The 17,065-nt window shown below is 52.9% G+C and carries 14 protein-coding genes; 8 read left to right on the top strand and 6 right to left on the bottom strand.

Going from position 1 to position 17,065, the window contains the following annotated elements; all coding sequences use genetic code 11:
* Positions 1–2: 2 nt before the first annotated feature.
* The 4 genes from ACKU4E_RS18270 to ACKU4E_RS18255 form a co-directional block, all read right to left on the bottom strand.
* Positions 3–1,661, bottom strand: a complete 1,659-nt coding sequence (locus tag ACKU4E_RS18270; protein ID WP_320172497.1) for an iron ABC transporter permease — start codon at positions 1,659–1,661, stop codon at positions 3–5.
* A gap of 264 nt (positions 1,662–1,925) precedes the next feature.
* Positions 1,926–2,972 (bottom strand): ABC transporter ATP-binding protein, encoded by a 1,047-nt coding sequence (locus tag ACKU4E_RS18265; RefSeq protein ID WP_320172496.1) that lies wholly within the window; start codon positions 2,970–2,972, stop codon positions 1,926–1,928.
* 13 nt (positions 2,973–2,985) lie between these two features.
* Positions 2,986–4,032, bottom strand: a complete 1,047-nt coding sequence (locus tag ACKU4E_RS18260; RefSeq protein WP_320172495.1) for an extracellular solute-binding protein — start codon at positions 4,030–4,032, stop codon at positions 2,986–2,988.
* 42 nt (positions 4,033–4,074) lie between these two features.
* The gene (locus tag ACKU4E_RS18255; protein WP_320172494.1) at positions 4,075–4,881 is read right to left on the bottom strand and encodes a protein phosphatase 2C domain-containing protein; all 807 of its coding nucleotides are present in this window, start codon (positions 4,879–4,881) and stop codon (positions 4,075–4,077) included.
* Positions 4,882–5,155: 274 nt separating this feature from the next.
* Here ACKU4E_RS18255 and ACKU4E_RS18250 point away from each other — a divergent pair, with 274 nt between their 5' ends.
* Together ACKU4E_RS18250 and ACKU4E_RS18245 are read left to right on the top strand one after the other, a co-directional pair.
* A complete protein-coding gene (locus tag ACKU4E_RS18250) occupies positions 5,156–6,310 on the top strand; it encodes a flagellin (RefSeq protein WP_320172493.1) in 1,155 nt (384 codons plus the stop codon).
* A 141-nt stretch (positions 6,311–6,451) separates the two neighbouring features.
* Entirely contained in the window at positions 6,452–7,225 is a 774-nt protein-coding gene (locus ACKU4E_RS18245) for a hypothetical protein (RefSeq protein ID WP_320172492.1), read from the top strand.
* Here the strand turns inward: ACKU4E_RS18245 and ACKU4E_RS18240 are convergent.
* Positions 7,200–7,544: a helix-turn-helix transcriptional regulator gene (locus ACKU4E_RS18240; protein WP_320172659.1), complete on the bottom strand. Its 345-nt coding sequence runs from the start codon at positions 7,542–7,544 to the stop codon at positions 7,200–7,202. The two genes, ACKU4E_RS18245 and ACKU4E_RS18240, sit on opposite strands and share 26 nt — an antisense overlap.
* 321 nt (positions 7,545–7,865) lie before the next feature.
* Between ACKU4E_RS18240 and ACKU4E_RS18235 the strand changes: the two genes are divergently transcribed.
* The 4 genes from ACKU4E_RS18235 to ACKU4E_RS18220 all read left to right on the top strand — a co-directional run bounded on the left by ACKU4E_RS18235 (position 7,866) and on the right by ACKU4E_RS18220 (position 13,072).
* Complete coding sequence (locus tag ACKU4E_RS18235) at positions 7,866–8,087, top strand: hypothetical protein (protein ID WP_320172491.1); 222 nt, start codon at positions 7,866–7,868, stop codon at positions 8,085–8,087.
* Positions 8,088–8,271: 184 nt separating this feature from the next.
* Positions 8,272–9,459: a putative sulfate/molybdate transporter gene (locus ACKU4E_RS18230; RefSeq protein WP_320172490.1), complete on the top strand. Its 1,188-nt coding sequence runs from the start codon at positions 8,272–8,274 to the stop codon at positions 9,457–9,459.
* A gap of 95 nt (positions 9,460–9,554) precedes the next feature.
* Positions 9,555–10,403, top strand: a complete 849-nt coding sequence (locus ACKU4E_RS18225; RefSeq protein WP_320172489.1) for a uridine kinase — start codon at positions 9,555–9,557, stop codon at positions 10,401–10,403.
* Positions 10,404–10,636: 233 nt separating this feature from the next.
* The gene (locus ACKU4E_RS18220; RefSeq protein WP_320172488.1) at positions 10,637–13,072 is read left to right on the top strand and encodes a glycosyltransferase; all 2,436 of its coding nucleotides are present in this window, start codon (positions 10,637–10,639) and stop codon (positions 13,070–13,072) included.
* Positions 13,073–13,198: 126 nt separating this feature from the next.
* Here the strand turns inward: ACKU4E_RS18220 and ACKU4E_RS18215 are convergent, their stop codons facing one another.
* Complete coding sequence (locus ACKU4E_RS18215) at positions 13,199–13,630, bottom strand: Rrf2 family transcriptional regulator (protein WP_320172487.1); 432 nt, start codon at positions 13,628–13,630, stop codon at positions 13,199–13,201.
* A gap of 247 nt (positions 13,631–13,877) precedes the next feature.
* On the opposite strand from ACKU4E_RS18215, the gene ACKU4E_RS18210 reads away from it, so the two are divergent.
* Both ACKU4E_RS18210 and ACKU4E_RS18205 read left to right on the top strand, forming a co-directional pair.
* Positions 13,878–15,284, top strand: a complete 1,407-nt coding sequence (locus ACKU4E_RS18210) for an FAD-dependent oxidoreductase (protein ID WP_320172486.1) — start codon at positions 13,878–13,880, stop codon at positions 15,282–15,284.
* A 192-nt stretch (positions 15,285–15,476) separates the two neighbouring features.
* Complete coding sequence (locus ACKU4E_RS18205; protein WP_320172485.1) at positions 15,477–16,883, top strand: sugar porter family MFS transporter; 1,407 nt, start codon at positions 15,477–15,479, stop codon at positions 16,881–16,883.
* The last annotated feature ends 182 nt before the right edge of the window (positions 16,884–17,065 follow it).

Raw genomic sequence — 17,065 nt, 5'->3', positions numbered from 1 at the left:
ATTCAGGCCCTTCTGAATCTGCCGATTGCCATGCTCAAAATCACGGTCAGAAGAATAAGCAGTGTTCCGTAGGCCATGGCCAGTCCGGTATCGTACTCGAAAACCGCGTTGACCATGGCTATGGACACGGGCTTGTTGCCCACGGTGTAAAGGAAAGCCGAGACTGTGTATTCGCCGATACTGTGCACAAAAACCAGTATGAACCCGGCCAGAATACCGGGATATAGCAGCGGCAGGACCACCCGCCTGAAAGTTGTCACGCCGGACATCCCCAGACTTCTGGATGCCTCCAGAAAACTGTCGTTCAAATCCTGAAACGCAAGCTGAACCGTCTTGACCGCGATGGGCAGCGAACGCACGAAATATCCCACCGGAAGCAGAACATACGTACCCACCAGAACCGTGTTGAAGGTAAAGACTCCGGGCCGCGCCGCAGCATTGATGATGTTGACGGCAATGGCTGTCGCCGGCATGGCCCACGGCAGCATTACCAGTATATCCAGCGCCCAGCGGAACCTGAACCTGCTCTTTTCCAAAAGCCATGCCGAAGGCAGGGCCACACAGGCACACACACCTGCGGCGGCGAGAGACATGGTCATGCTGTTTACAAACGGTTCAAGCACCCTGCGCCGGGAAAAAACCGCCGCATAGTTGTCCATGGTAAACCTGTCTGGAAAAATGCTGACCATCAGGGAACCGGAATCCACGAAGGAAAAAATGATGATGACGACGAACGGCAGCAAAATAAGTATGACCGTGAGCCAGGTCAGCGCAAGGACAAGTGTCCGCGCAAAATGACTGCGTATGAACACGGGCCGTAACGGAACGCTTCTGGCGGTCGGATTTGTGATCTTCCTGCGCTCGTACCAGCGGAAAAAGATGAAAAACAGCAGGGACACGGCGGTCAGAATCATGGCCTGTGCAGCGGCCAGTTCCATGTAGTTGTTCGCCTTGGAAAGGAGTATCCGGGTGGTCAAAACCTTGAAACTGCCGCCGATGATGCTCGGTGCGGTAAACGAGCCTATCCCGGTCATGAATGTAACTGCCGAAGAGGTGATCAGTGCAGGGGCGATGAGCGGCACAATGATGCTGAAAAAGACTCTGCGCCGGGAAGCTCCGAGGCTTCTGGCACTCTCAATGACCGCCCAGTCCATCTGCTTTAGCGAGATTGAAACCGCAAGATAAAAATACACGTACTGGGTGTAGGTATGGACGAACAGAATTCCGGACAGCCCGTTAAATTCATAGGGAGTACTTTTCAATCCGAAAAGGATTTCAATGGACTTGGTTACCAGCCCGCTCTCCCCGTAGAGTTGCATGAAAGCAAAAACAATAATGATCCCGGGCATCATTATCGGAAGCAGAAGCAGTTTATCCACCACGGACCGACCCGGAAAGCGGAAAAAATTGACGAAAAAAGCCAGAGCCGTTCCCACAAGTCCGCAGCATAGCACCGTGAGCAAGCCCAGAAGGATGGAATTGCCCAGCACTTCCATACCGGAAGATGAAAAAAGAAATTCCCGGTACCAACCGGTTGAAAACACCCCCTGTCTGGTCAGGCTGACCGCAAGGGAGCTTAGGGCCGGATAGAGAATCGTACCCACCAGTACCCAGCCGAGCACGGCAAGCCCTGTGAAACGGAAAATGTTTTTAGCCTGCATATTTCATCTACGACAGCCTTGTAATGCTATTTGGGGACATGTTAAATTTTAAAACACTCATTTTATTTAAATGGCGTTTTACCACATGAAGCGGCGAAGCCTTAACATAAGGTTTTGGGATTCTTAAACCCTTTTGCAAAAGGGTTTAAGGCCCCCGGCAGTCCTTACAGTCGCTTAACGAAAAGCTTTGCTTTGAGTTTTAGCGATCTGTTGAGAGCAGAGATGCCGTCGGAGACATTCTTGATGAGATGTTCTGGTATGCGCTCAATCTGCAAACACTTTGACGGCGTCTTCATCGAAGGACAGGAAAACACTTTCACCGACTTGAAAGGACGTGCCAATGGCTACGCAGTTAAGCACGGCGACACGAAAAAGGGACATCTCGCCCGCCCTGACCCCGTAATTGATCCAGAGCCCGTTGTGCTGCACCTCCTCCACTCTACCGGCAACGGAATTGCCCGCATGAACCGGTTCATGGGAAAGGCTGATATCCTGCGGCCGGATGGAGATGTATTTTCCGGACGGACGGCCACCCAGCGGAATGCTCAGTTCGGGAGAAACCCTAACGGCCCCCGGTTCCTCTGCCACGGGAAAAAGGTTGGTATCCCCTACGAACCGGGCCACGAAAGAATTCACCGGATCGGAATAAATTTCCCGTGGGGTGCCGGTCTGGGCAATTCCGCCCCGCTCAAAGACCGCGATACGGTCGGAAATTGTCAGGGCTTCGGTCTGGTCGTGGGTAACGAAAACAGTGGTTATGCCCAGCCGCTTCTGCAACTCCCTGATCTCGGTGCGCATCCGTTCACGCAGTCTGGCGTCCAGATTGCACAGCGGCTCGTCCAGCAGCAGGACCTGCGGTTCAACTGCCAGTGATCTTGCAAGGGCAACACGCTGCTGCTCTCCGCCGGAAAGCTCTGAGATATTACGCTTTCCGTAATCGCCAAGGCCGATCATCTCCATATAATATTCAACAGTCGTGCGGATGTCCGCAGCTGTTCTGCCGCTCCCTTTCAGTCCATACTCAATGTTGCCGTAAACCGTGAGATGCGGAAAAAGCGCATAGTTCTGAAAAACCATACCCACCTTGCGCTTTTCCGGCGCAAGGTGGGTGATATCTTTTCCGTCAAGCAGGATGCGTCCCTCGTCCGGGGCTTCAAATCCTGCAATAAGGCGCAGTATGGTGGTTTTCCCGCAACCTGAAGGCCCGAGAAAGGTGAAGAACTCTCCGCTCTCTATCTCCAGATCAACCCCGGAACAGGCCGGAGTTCCGGCAAAGGACTTGCCTATTCCATTCAGAATTACAGATGCCATACCCGCCCCGACACTATTTCCCGTCCTTGGAGGAGTCCTTGATGTCGGAATCCCACTTCTGCATCCAGGCGGACTGAACAGCGGCAAGTGCGCCCCAGTCTACGTCCATGACCTTGAATTTGATTTCGGACATCCATTTGGGGCAGTCCTTGAGGGCTTCGGGCAGTGTAGGCATGCGGTTGAACTTGTTAGCGAGCATGGCCTGAACCTTCGCACTTCCGGCAAATTCCACAAACGCCTTGCCTGCTGCGGGATGCTTGGCGCCCTTGATAAGGGCAATACCATCGGTGATAACCGGTGATCCACTGGCAGCGTCAATAGTTTCAAGAGGCATGCGGTTCTTGACCTTGTTGTCTATGATCGAATTGAGAACGGCAAAACTTATGGCCGCTTCCTTCCGGCCGATGGCCTGAAAGAGCAGAGAGCCGCTGCCGTAATAACGCTTGGTGTTGGCGTCAACGCCCTTGAGGAACTTCCAGCCGGCGTCCATTTCGTTCTTGCGCTGATACTGCTGCAGCAGAGCGGTATAGGTGGCCCGTGCGGAAGAGGAAAGAGCGTTCCTGAATACGAGCATGTCCTTGTACTGCGGATTTGCGAGATCGGACCAGTCCTTGGGGGCCTTGTCCGCAGAGAGCATGTCACTGTTATAGAACATGAGTACCGGAGTCTGAATGGTGCCGTACCAATAGCCTTCGCTGTCTTTGAAAAGCGGGTTGATGCGGTCCGCCCATTCCGGCTTGCAGGGGGCAAACAGCCCTTCGCCCATGAGTTCCTGATAAACGGAAGAAGGCGCGCCGTACATTACATCTGCCTGAGGGTTGGCTTTTTCGGCCCGGACCCGGTCTCCGAGCTGACCTTTCAGGTTTATGAAGTCCACGCGGACACCGGTTTCCTTTTCAAAGGCATCGGCCACCATCTCCAGCATGGCTTCTCCGTGGGTGGAGTAGACTACCACTCTTTCTTCAAGCCCGGCAGCGAATGCGGCAACGCAACTTCCTGCGGTAAGCAGAAAGGCAAGCAGTACTGTTATCAGAAACACGTTGCGGTTACTGAATTTCATCTGACTCTCCTAATGTTGTATGTGAATTTTTATGGTGCCGAATCAGAAAGTTATGGAAATCGCGGCAATATCGTCGTGGGGCTTGAAACGCGGAAAGCGGCGGCAACAGGGGTCCGTTTCCTCAACGGAACGGATGTAGTCGCGCACATGCCTGAGCCCGCCCTGACGGAAAAGTGAAGCCAGATGGTCGAACCCTTCCTTGCGTTCCGGATCGCAGCTGGGCACGAACAGGCCATCGGTAAAAATGAGAATGCTGTCCACCCCGTCCAAATCGCGCTGTCCGTGATTTATGAAAGACATAGCTTCCTGCTCTCCGCTGAAAACGCCGTAGGACACATTCATCTGGCCGCGGACTTTAAGTATCTGGTCGTGAAGGGCGTTCAGGATGGAGTCATCAGCCTCGGCAGAAACGGACTGCCACATCCTGAGTGTCTCGGTATCGTGATCGAATCCGTCCATGAGCAGTTCGTGGGAGCCGTCTTCCTTTATGACCATGACCAGACAATCGCCTATCTGTACCCACTCGAACCTGTCGTTGTCCAGACTGACCACAGCCGCGCTGGTGCTCCAGAGATATTTTTTGTCGTTGAGGTCCACCCCGCGTTCGAGCATGGCTTCGCTGATGGCAGCATTGGCCTTGTCCGCCAGACCGAGAAGCGGTCCGTCCCCTGTGGCAAAAACCCTGCCAGCAATGTTGGAGGCGAGGTATCCGCCGGTACAGCCCTGCTCGTATGTTTCCGGAGTGAGGCTGGTTGCCCCGTCAAATACCCCGAACCGACTTCCACTGGCAAAGTAGAAATCCTCGTTCATGGCTCCGGTTCCCTTTTCAAATATGGACTCGACCTGCATACCCTCTCCCAATGGTTCAATTCAAATAAAAAATAGAGAGTAGTTCAGACAGCGTCAAATCGCTTGTATCAATCACAACTGACACAATCGATCATCAGACACTATGACCTCGATCGAATTACCAACCTGCCCTGAACAAGAGTTGGCACCGTTATTGCTTAAATTATTAAGACAAACAAGCTCAAGAGGATATAATCTATACATTTATTTAGACTTTTTAACATATAGACATGCAGGTAAGGAAATATATTCCTAACCTGCTTCGGGGATAAGCATGGGCATCAGCATCAACCATAACCTGATGGCGTCCAATACGGCGCGGAATCTCGGCCAGCACTACGGTGCGCTGAGTGTTTCGACCAGACGTCTTTCATCGGGACTCAGAGTAGGTACTGCGGCAGACGATGCTGCGGGACTGGCCATACGGGAACTGATGAGGGCGGACATTACCTCCCTCCATCAGGGGATGCGAAACGCGAACGATGCCATTTCACTTATCCAGACTGCGGACGGAGCGCTGCAGGTAATTGATGAAAAACTCATCCGCATGAAGGAGCTTGCAACTCAGGCGGCCACCGGAACATACAACTCCGACCAGCGCATGATCATAGATTCCGAGTACAAAGCCATGGCCGATGAGATAAACCGCATTGCCGCGGCCACGGATTTCAACGGACTGCACCTGCTGGACGGAAGCCTTTCGGGAACGCATAACGGAAACAGGCTTGAGTCCACAGGGCAGCTCAAGGTCCACTTCGGCACCGGAAACGACTGTGCGGAAGACTACTATTATATAAACATAGGAGTCGCCAACACAGCCGCACTGGGCATAGGCGGAGAAATCACCAACCTGACCCGTGATGAAATTGCCACGGCCAACGGTATCAATTTTTTCTTCCAGGCAGATTGGGACACTACAAACGCATACTACGTAACCTCCCCTCCGGAGGTTCAGAGCACTTTTGAATACGGCTCTTCCTTCGATGTTTTCCGGGCCAGTGATTTTTCCAGATTCTGGGCGGTCGGCATAGACAGCTCCGGCACCAAAAGGGCATTTGAATATCTTCCGGGAGCACCTTCTCCTGTCTATGTAGGGGCTGCAGACATCACCGTTACCGAAGGAGACCCGGTAACCATCTCCACTCAGGAAGTGGCCCAGCAGGCACTGGACCTCCTGAACAAGGCAATAGTTTCCAAAGACAAGATCAGGGCCAATCTCGGTGCCATGCAGAACAGGCTGGAAAATACAATAACCAACCTGTCCATTCAGGGTGAAAACCTGCAGGCGGCGGAGTCACGTATATCCGATGTAGATGTTGCCGAGGAGATGACCGAATTCGTCAGGCGGCAGATACTTACCCAGTCTTCCGTGGCCATGCTTTCACAGGCCAACAACATGCCGCGCATGGTGATGCAGCTCATAGGTTAGAAACACCCCCGAACAGGCAAAAAAACTACTCCAATTATTCCGGAAGGATCACACTATGTGCCACCCCGACCGCATACACTATCCTGTTGACTTGAAACAGGTACGGTGAAATATGTTTTTCCTAACACAAAGGAGTGGTGTATGCGTGTATTTCTAGGTTTCGATGATACGGACGACAAGGATGCCCCCATGGGCACGGGAAGACTTGTCCGCGAATTTGTCTACGGGCTGGATACCGATTGCGCGGTTATCGGAGTGATCCGCCACCAGCTTCCGCGAATGGAAAGCATTCCGTTCACTTCCAACAACAGTTCGGCATGTGCCGTTATTGATCTGCCGGACGGGTATGACACATCTTTCCTGCGGGATCAGGCCGCGGAACATCTCGGCAAAAACTGCGCCCCCGGAAGCGATCCCGGACTCTGCGTTGCCCGCGAGGATGCGGTCAACAGCACACTGGTGCAGTTCTCACAATCCGTGACCGGCATGCAGGTTACCCAGCAGCAGGCCATGGAAGCAGCTCGCGGATATGATCTGCTCGGGCTGGGAGGAACCAACGACGGCATCATAGGCGCAGCGGCAGCCGTGGGTCTGACCAAATTCGGCTGGTGCGGAAGGTTCATCGAATACGGAAGACTGCGCGACCTTGCTGCCGAGCTGCACGTTCAGGACCTGAACGAAGCCGGAATCCGGGTTGTTTCGGTCGACCGTGATCCTCTGGTTCCGCTGCCGGGCGATGAAGTCCGCAATGCAGGATGGATTCGTCCTTCCTTATGGGCAGGCGAGCCGGTGCTGCAGGTCACAATGACCGCCATGAACGTATGGGAACCGGCACACGGAAAAAGCAAGAAGAAGCACAACATGAATCCGGCACAGGGGCTCAGCGCGACTACTGCCCCTTATACAGCCGGATAAAACGGTCCAGCGCATCCCGCTGTCGTTCCATATGAATTATCCATGCGTCGAGGATCTCAAGTCCTTCGGCGGTTATGGAGTATATCCTTTTCGCTGGTCCGTCTCCCTCTGCATCCCACTCGGAGCGGACCAGCCCTTCCTCGTCCATCTGCCGGAGATGCCTGTAAACCATTCCGGGCGGGACTTCTCCGCGCAGGAACCCGTAATCACCAATCGTCTGTATCAGTTGATACCCGTATGAGGGAGCATCCCTCAGGGCCATAAGCAGCGAAGGCTGCACATATCTCTGGGGCTTTCCCCCTCCCACTTTCTGCGACATTGCCACTTCCTCCTGTTTGTCCCCGCCCGGTGAATAAATAAGGCGGACTATCGACTTTTTCATCCTTTACTCACCGGATTCCCGAACCGGCAACCGACAAATGCCCAAAAAATACAAGCCATAAAAGAATCCATTCGTACTCACTGCTAAAAAGTAAATATTTACATTTTTGCAACCAGCTGAATTTTAAATCTTTCCATACGAAACTTCATTTATTTTACTATAATCTCTTCAGTACTTCTTGACTATAGGTTCTTAGAGGATATATATCTAGTGTAAACAATGATCCATTAAGGCACACAACAACCAAAGGAGGAGACCATGAAGATTTTCGTAAGAGAAAGAGTAAAGGCTACTGACGGCGACCGCAGACCCAGATATCGTGTAGTAGGCGTACAGGGCGGTGACCTGACCCTGAGGGTAAAGCGCATACGCAAGTGCGAACTCAAGCTGCTGGCAGAACACACCGGCGCCGAAGTCGTCTATCTGGAACGTGACGGCAAGGGAAGCGAAGGAAAGCGCAATTCCCCTGTTGAAGCATAACTGACCAGACAAGTCCGGTGAGTCTGCTAAAGACAGGTAAAACGGAACCGGCAAAAAACCAGAACCGCCCTGCCATGTTTTCATGGCGCTACATGAACAGCAGTGTTATTCTTATTTAGTATAGATTATTTATTATCACGTTGACTTTCCTGATATCGAAACTCAAGTTGAAAAGAGGACTGCTATGAACATCAATTTCAGTAGGATGGAATGGTCCGGTTCCGTCGGAGATCTGGGGGCCCTGCTGCCATTGGCATTTGCGTTGATCATGATCAACGGCCTTTCGGCGACAGGGCTCTTTTTTGTGGCCGGTTTGTTTTATATCATCGGCGGTTACTACTACCGGGTCCCTATAGCAGTACAACCGATGAAGGTCATATCCGCCTATGCTATTGCCCAGAGCCTCAGCCCGGAAGTCATAACCGCATCCGGATTCATCGTAGCAGTCCTGCTGCTTTTTCTGGGACTGAGCGGAATAGTGGACAAGGCGGCAAAGATAATTCCGCTTCCTGTCATCCGAGGCGTACAGCTTTCAACAGGAGTGCTCCTGCTTCTCAAGGGAGCCTATCTGGCCCTTGGAATCAGCGGACTGCAGGAAATAAAAGGTTCATCGGAACCGTTTCTGTCTTTTGGCAGCATCGGTCCTCTGCCGATGAGTATTTTCATTGCTGTTGTCTTTGCTGTCATCGCCAGACGCCTTCGCGAAAGCAGGCGCTATCCAGCCGGGCTTATCGTCGTCGGCTGCGGGGCTTTGTTCGGTCTACTGATGGGAGCCTGGCACGGACTTGCAGAGCTTGATCCGGGTATTCACCTGCCGCACCTGCTGCCTTTCGGATTTCCGTCCGGAGCGGACTTTTCCTTCGCCCTGCTGGCGCTGGTCCTTCCGCAGGTTCCCATGACACTTGGAAACGCGGTAATCGCAAACCGCAACCTCAGTTTCGAATATTTTGGGAATGAAAGCAGACGGGTAACAGACCGGGCCCTATGTGTCAGCATGGGGTGTGCAAATTTCCTGGCAGCCCTTTTCGGCGGAATGCCTCTCTGTCATGGAGCGGGCGGACTGGCGGCCCACTACCGTTTCGGAGCCCGCACCAGCGGCTCAAACTTCATCATCGGCGGAATACTTGTGCTGCTGGCCATATTCTTCGGAACCAGTTCAGTTAAGATTCTGCAACTGATACCAATGGGCGTGCTAGGGGTACTTCTGGCGTTTTCCGGGATACAGCTTGTTCTTACCGGTCGCGACATGACAACTCGTGTCCAGCGGGCCACGCTGCTTGTCATGCTTGGTATAACCCTGCTGCTCAACCTGGCCTGGGCCTTCGGTTTCGGCATTGCTTTTTATGCTGTTTACCACAGAATTAACAATTAAGATTGAACAATATATCCTATTGTGACTAATATAAACGGAATATCGTCCTGCTGCCTGCTCGGCAGAAACAACCGACCAACCCCGGAGGGAAGCAAATGGGTAAACTGATCAAGGAAAAAGGGGACAAGGGACGCCTGCACATTGAAACCAAACTGCTGGGCGAATCGCTTGTGGGCAAGGACTGCCTGCGCAACACCGAAGCAACCGAATACTTCCACATGCAGCCGGAAGTAAACGTGCTCAAGATCGGGGGCCAGTCCATCATGGACCGCGGCGCCAAGGCGCTGCTCCCTGTTCTTGACGAACTCGTCAAAGCCAAGGAAAACCACAAGATCCTGCTCATGACCGGGGGCGGAACAAGGGCTCGCCACGTTTACAACATCGGCGTGGACCTCGGCATGCCTACCGGCGTACTCTCCAAACTGGGAGACAAGGTCTCCTGGCAGAACGCGGAAATGCTTTCCGTTCTGCTGGGCAAGCACGGCGGTGTAAAAATCGGTCACGGAGACCATCTGGAACAGCTGACCATGTTCTGCCAGCTCGGATACCTGCCCATAACAACGGGTATTCCGCCCTACGGATTTTTCGAGCACCCGGCAGAAGTCGGCTCCATCCCTCCGCACCGCACTGACTCCGGAGCATTTCTCCTGGCCGAAAACATCGGCGCCAAGTCGGTAATCTACCTCAAGGATGAAAAGGGACTCTACGAAAACGATCCCAAAAAGGCCAAGGACCGTGATGCCCTGAAGTTCATCGACAAGATTCACGTTGAGGAACTGATCGCCATGGACCTTGATGATCTCATCGTTGAAAGGGCCGTGCTGACATTCCTCAAGAATGCCAAAACCCTCAAGCAGTTCCAGATCATCGATGTTCTACGCCATCCGGAACACATCCACGCCGCACTTGACGGCGAACACGTCGGAACCATCGTCTACAAGTAGACTCATACGCAAAGCGTGCCCCGGACCCGTAATCGGTTCCGGGGCTTTTTCATTTTCCCTGCCGAAAACAACCGGATTCAATCCTCCGCCCCGGCGCTCCCGCGCTTTTCTCAAAAAACTTAAAACTGTAACTTGATCGCCAGTCTGTTACATCGCCTGCTCCTTATTACATAGGCAAAACTAAATGACCGGCCTCTTCGCGGCCAAAGCGAGACAGCCAGGAGGAATTTGCCATGAAAGGTACCAGCGTGAGGGTGGATCTGCACGTACACTCCAAATATTCCACACGGCCATCCCAGTGGATTCTGCAAAAACTGGGCTGCCCGGAGAGTTTCACGGAACCGTTGAAAATATATGAAAGGGCCCGTGCCCGTTCAATGAACATGGTCACCATAACGGACCACAACACCATAAGCGGCAGTCTGGAAATAGCACATCTGGACAACACCTTCGTAAGCGAGGAAATCACCACATATTTCCCCGAAGACGGCTGTAAACTGCACGTGCTTGCCTATGACATAACCGAAAAGCATCACGATGAATTCCAGAAACTGCGCGAAAATGTATTCGACCTTGTTCCCTACCTCAGGGAACAGAACATCGTGCACGTCCTGGCACATCCTCTTTTTGCGGTGAATGAAAGGCTGACTCCCGAGCACTTCGAAAAGGCGCTGCTCATGTTCAACATTCTCGAACTCAACGGGACCAGGGACAGAATGCAGAACGATGCCCTGAAGTCCATAATCGACAGTCTCACCCCGGAAATAATCGACCGCCTTGCCGACAAGCACGACATAGAACCGTACGGAGGCACCCCCTGGGTCAAAAGCCTCACCGGGGGATCGGACGATCACTCCGGAATCAACATCGCAAGGGTGTACACGGAAATACTGAACTGCGGATCAGCGCAGGAAATGCTGCAGGCAGTCACCGAAGGGCGCGGCATGGTGCAGGGCAACCCGGCCACACCGCACACCATGGCCCACAACCTCTACGGAATAGCCTACCAGTTCTACAAAAGCCATTTCGACACGACCAAAATAAAACGTTCCGCCGAATGCTTCCGCTTCATAGACAATGTGCTTGATCCCGGCGACAAGGAAGCCCCCGGCCTGCTGGATAAGCTCCAGAATTTCATCTACCGCCGCCGCTCCAGAAAATATTTCGAGACTTCCGATTCCGTACAGGCCGCCCTGCTCCGGGAAGCAAACCGCATAGTATTAAGCGATGAAAAAGCGCGCAGAATAAGCTACGGCTTCGGAAACGGTCCGGAAGAGCTTGAAGAGGAATGGTTCCGCTTCGTGGGCAACGCCACCGACAAGGTCCTCTCCGGCCTTGGAGACAGAATCATCACCAGCTCCATCGGAGCGAATATTTTTGACGTGTTCCACACCATCGGCGCGGCCGGATCATTATACGCCCTGCTGGCCCCGTATTTCCTTTCATACGGACTTTTCGCCAAGGAACGGGATCTCGCGCGAGACTGTATGCTGGCCTTCAACCTTCCCGACCCTCTGGGCAAGGAAACAAAGATCGCCCATTTCACCGATACCTTCAGCGATGTGAACGGGGTTGCACTGACCCTCCAGCACCAGCTTGATGTGGCCCGCAAGCATGACAAACAACTGGTCGTTATTACCTGCGGAGCGGATCAGAGCGGAGACATGGTCATAAATTTCAAACCGGCCGGAGAATTCGAACTGCCAGAATATCCGGAACTTTCATTCAAATATCCCCCATTCCTGCGCCTGCTTTCCCATTGTCTGGAGCACAACTACACCCTCATCCATATCGCCACCCCCGGACCGGTGGGCCTGGCCGGACTGGCCGTGGCCAAACTTCTCAAGCTGCCCGTACACGGAACATACCACACGGCCTTTCCACAGTATGTAAAGGCATACACCGATGATACCGGTCTGGAAGACATGGCCTGGAAATTCATGATCTGGTTCTATAATCAGCTGGAAACAGTTTTCGTTCCGTCCGAAGCCACAGGCGATGAACTGGCCGAGAAAGGTGTCGAGCGGCACAAGATAAAGGTCTATCCACGTGGAGTGGATATAAACAGATTCACACCGGAAAAACGCAACGGATTCTACAGCGGACGTTTCAAGGTCAAGGAGGCGGTCAAGCTTCTCTACGTTGGCCGGGTTTCGCAGGAAAAAAATCTGGATGTACTCACCGAAGCATTCAGGACCATCTCACCCATGCGCCCGGAGCTGCACCTTGTGGTGGTGGGGGACGGCCCCTATCAGGCGGAAATGCGCGAAAGACTGGCAGGCTACCCGGTGACCTTCACCGGTTATCTTGAAGGAGAGGAACTGGCCCAGTGCTATGCCAGTTCGGATGTGTTCGTCTTTCCCTCGGCAACTGACACCTTCGGTAACGTGGTACTCGAAGCCCAGGCATCCGGTCTGCCTGTAATAGTCACCGACTTCGGAGGCCCCTGCGAAAACCTCATCGAGGATAAAACCGGATTAATCGTGGAAGCCGGAAACGCCGATGCGCTGGCCCGGGCCATAATCAGAATCAGCGACCACCCGGAACTGCTGCAGTACATGAAGCAGAGTGCGAGGTCCTATACGGAAAAACGCTCATTTGATGCTGAATTTCTCAAGACATGGACCATGTACGAGGACCTTTCCAAACGGGCCCTGATGCAGCACTGAAAATTTACAGCAGTTTCGGGAACAGCTGCGTCTCCCGACTGCTGACCGGCAACCTCCTGGCCGGCAAAACGGAAAAAGCCCTGACCGAAAAACGGCCAGGGCTTGATTTTTGATTAGCGAAACACACTACAGAGGGTTTGTTCTGATGCAGAAAGACCCTTCCGTCAGCAGGTCGGCTATACTGATCTCGTCAAGCGCCGCGTACATGGCTTTGCTGGCCTTGATCCAGACCTCCCGCGTCGGGCAGTCCTCTATGCGCCGGCACAGTTCGTTGTCTTCAAGACACTCCACGAGACCGGCCTCTCCTTCCAGACTTCTGACCACATCGCCAACGGAAATATCCTCCGGAGGCATGGCCAGAGTGTGGCCCCCGCCGGGACCGCGTTTGCTGGCGATAAAACCGGCCCGTTTGAGTTCGCGGATCAGTTTTTCAAGATACTTAGTGGAAAGGCCCTGACGGGTGGCAATATCACTTATACGTACGGGACCGGTCTTGCAGTGCATGGCAATGTCCAAGATCATTCTGGTCCCGTATCGGCTTCTGGTTGTTAGTCTCATGTATTTTCCTTGTGGATTTTCCTACCTAATTAGAGAAGTAATTCTCCCCGGTCAAGAGGACACCACTTATCGGACACCCCCTCACCACACCAAACACGAATAACCTTCTAATATAAAATATTTTTTAACCCCCAACCCCAAAACCACGAAAAACTTGCCGTTTTGATGATTTGCCGTTAAAAGCGTATATTGGCATGTCTGCGCGGATTTTCCAATCGCAGAAAAAACAGCCGATGCGGAGATTATTATGAGCCCGAAAAACGACGGGAAAAAAGAGTTTGACGTAATTATCGTGGGAGGAGGTCCTGCAGGACTTTTCGCTGCGTACTATCTTGGGGAAAACACGAACCTTGATGTTCTGGTAATAGAAAAGGGAAAGGCTTCCCTCAAACGACACTGCCCGATAACCGGGGATCAGGAATGCATTAAATGCAAGCCGTGCAATATTCTGTCCGGCGTAGGCGGAGCAGGACTGTTCTCTGACGGCAAACTCAACTATATACACAAGCTGGGTAAAACAGATCTCACCCAGTTCATGGCCGTCTCCGAAGCAAAAGCGCTTATCAACGAGACGGAAGAAATTTTCAACCGCTTCAACATGGACGGCAAGGTCTTCCCCACCGACATGGAAGCGGCAAAAAATATCCGCAAGGATGCGCTCAAGCACGGTATAGACCTGCTGCTAATCAAGCAGAAACACCTCGGCAGCGACAATCTGCCCGGACATATCGCCGGGATGGCCGACTACTGTGAAAAAAAAGGCGTTACCTTTCATACCGGTGAAAATGTCGAGGATATCCTCATCGAGAACGGAGAACTTGCCGGAGTAATCACTAAAAAGACCGAATACCGGGCCAAAAACGTAATCCTCGCACCCGGACGCGTTGGATCGGACTGGATGGGGTCGCTGGCCAAAAGCCACGATCTGGCCATCACCCAGCGCGGAATAGAAGTAGGGGTTCGTGTTGAAGTTCCCGGCGATATCATGCGCGACCTGTGCGGTGTGATCTACGATCCCACCTTCTTCATCCGTACCAACACCTATGACGACCAGGTCCGCACATTCTGCACCAACCAGGGCGGATTCGTGGCCCTTGAAAACTATCAGGACTTCGTCTGTGTAAACGGTCACGCATACATGGACAAGAAATCCGAAAACACGAACTTCGCTTTCCTTTCCAAGGTAGTTCTGGAAGAACCGGTAACCGACAACCAGGCCTACGGGGAATCAATCGGCAAACTGGCAACCATCATCGGCGGCGGCAAGCCCATCCTGCAGCGTTTCGGCGACCTCAAGCGCGGCCGCCGCTCCACCTGGAACAGGGTCCGCAACAGCTTCATAGAACCGACCATGAAAAACGTCACCTGCGGGGACATCGCCATGGCCCTGCCCGAACGCATTGTCCGCAACATCATAGAAGGTCTGGAAAAGCTCAATGATGTCGTACCCGGCGTGGCAAACGAGGAAACTCTCCTCTACGCTCCGGAAATCAAATTCTTTTCCACCCAGGTCGAAACCTCCAACAAGCTTGAGACCGCCCTCAAGGGGCTCTTCGTCGCAGGAGACGGCCCCGGAGTCGCCGGAAACATCGTTTCCGCCTCGGCCACGGGAATTATCCCGGCCAGGGAAATAGCTCGCAGAGCAGCAGAGTAAACAGCTTCTATCTCTCAGTTAAGCGTTAGCAGCTTCTGCAACTTAATGACTAAGTGTGAAACCGTCGTATTTTTACGGCGGTTTTTTCATTTCCGTCACTACGTTTCCTGTTTACGGGATAGCACTAAGAATAATAATATGATACGGAGTACAGCATAAGATTTACGTACCGCCAACATCAGGAAGGTAACTATGCAACGTGGTCCGCAAGAAGGCATAAATTCTGCCGGTATTCTTTTCGTGCTCCTTATTTCCGCTGCTGCTGCTCTGGGCGGATTCCTGTTCGGTTTTGATACTGCTGTCATTAACGGTGCCGTTGTGGCTCTTGGAAACCATTTCCATGTCGGTCCTGTTCTGGTGGGCATGTCCGTATCACTGGCGCTGATCGGATCAGCTGTCGGCGCACTTGGTTCCGGGTATGTTGCAGACAGGTTCGGGCGCATCCGGCCGATGATGCTGGCCGCCGCTCTGTTCACCGCAAGCGGAATAGGTTCCGGCCTTCCTTTTTCCATCTGGGATTTCATTTTCTGGCGCTTTCTCGGCGGGGTAGGCATCGGGCTGGCAAGCGCCATCACCCCGGCCTACATTGCCGAAATATCCCCGGCAGAACTTCGCGGCAGATTCGGTTCCCTGCAGCAGCTTGCCATTGTCACCGGCATTTTCGTAGCCATGCTCAGCAACTACATGCTGGTCTACATTGCCGGAGGCTCTGCGGAAAATCAGCTCTGGCTGGGCTTTGAAACATGGCGCTGGATGTTCTGGGCGGAGGTTCCACCGGCCCTGCTGTACGGATTGGCCGCGGCCATGATCCCCGAATCTCCCCGCTATCTGATAGGAAGAGGAAGGGAGAAAGAAGCGGAATTCGTACTGGGTAAAGTTGTCGGCGGAAAAATTTCGGAAAAAATCGCTGAAATAAGGCAGACGCTGGCAATAGAATGCGGAACGCCCTTTGCGGAAGTAATGGGCAGATGCGGATTCCGTCCCGTTGTCTGGATTGGACTGGGCCTTTCCGTTCTGCAGCAGTTCGTCGGCATCAACGTAATTTTCTACTACGGCAGCATGCTCTGGCGCAGTGTGGGATTCTCCGAAGAAAATTCCCTGTGGATCACGGTCATCACCGGAGGAGTGAATATACTCACAACTCTGGTGGGCATAGCTTTCATTGACAAGGTCGGACGCCGCCCCCTGCTGCTGGCCGGTTCGACCGGAATGCTGCTCACCCTCGGAGTGCTTGCCTATCTGTTCGGCACTGCACCTCTGGACGCAGCCGGAAACCCGGCGCTGACCGGAGCTCCGGCTACCACGGCACTTTTTGCGGCCAATCTCTATGTCTTCTGCTTCGGCTTCTCCTGGGGTCCGGTGGTCTGGGTCCTGCTCGGAGAAATGTTCAATAACCGCATCCGTGCAGCCGCTCTTTCGCTGGGTGCAGGAGTACAGTGGGTGGCAAACTTCGCAGTCTCGGCGTCCTTTCCCTCGCTGGTAGCCTCAATCGGCCTTGGAGCCACCTACTCCATCTACACTTTTTTTGCCGCTGTTTCCTTTTTCTTCGTGCGCTATCTGGTGAAGGAAACCAAAGGCCGGGAACTGGAAGACATGTAGAAAAAGTGCACATAAGTAATTTCGTGTTCAGGCACAGCCGATACAAGACCGTTTTTTTTATTTTTTCAAAGAAAAATACACTTGTATATTGACTTTGCGTCATTTCATTGACAGTGATTGTATAGGGTTTTGTTTTTTAATGGAAAGCAAATCCCGGTATATCAGGCGGAACAGCGAGAAAT

The organism is Maridesulfovibrio sp., from assembly GCF_963677005.1.
Lineage (GTDB): Bacteria > Desulfobacterota > Desulfovibrionia > Desulfovibrionales > Desulfovibrionaceae > Maridesulfovibrio.
This window is presented reverse-complemented; position numbering and strand designations above follow the sequence as displayed.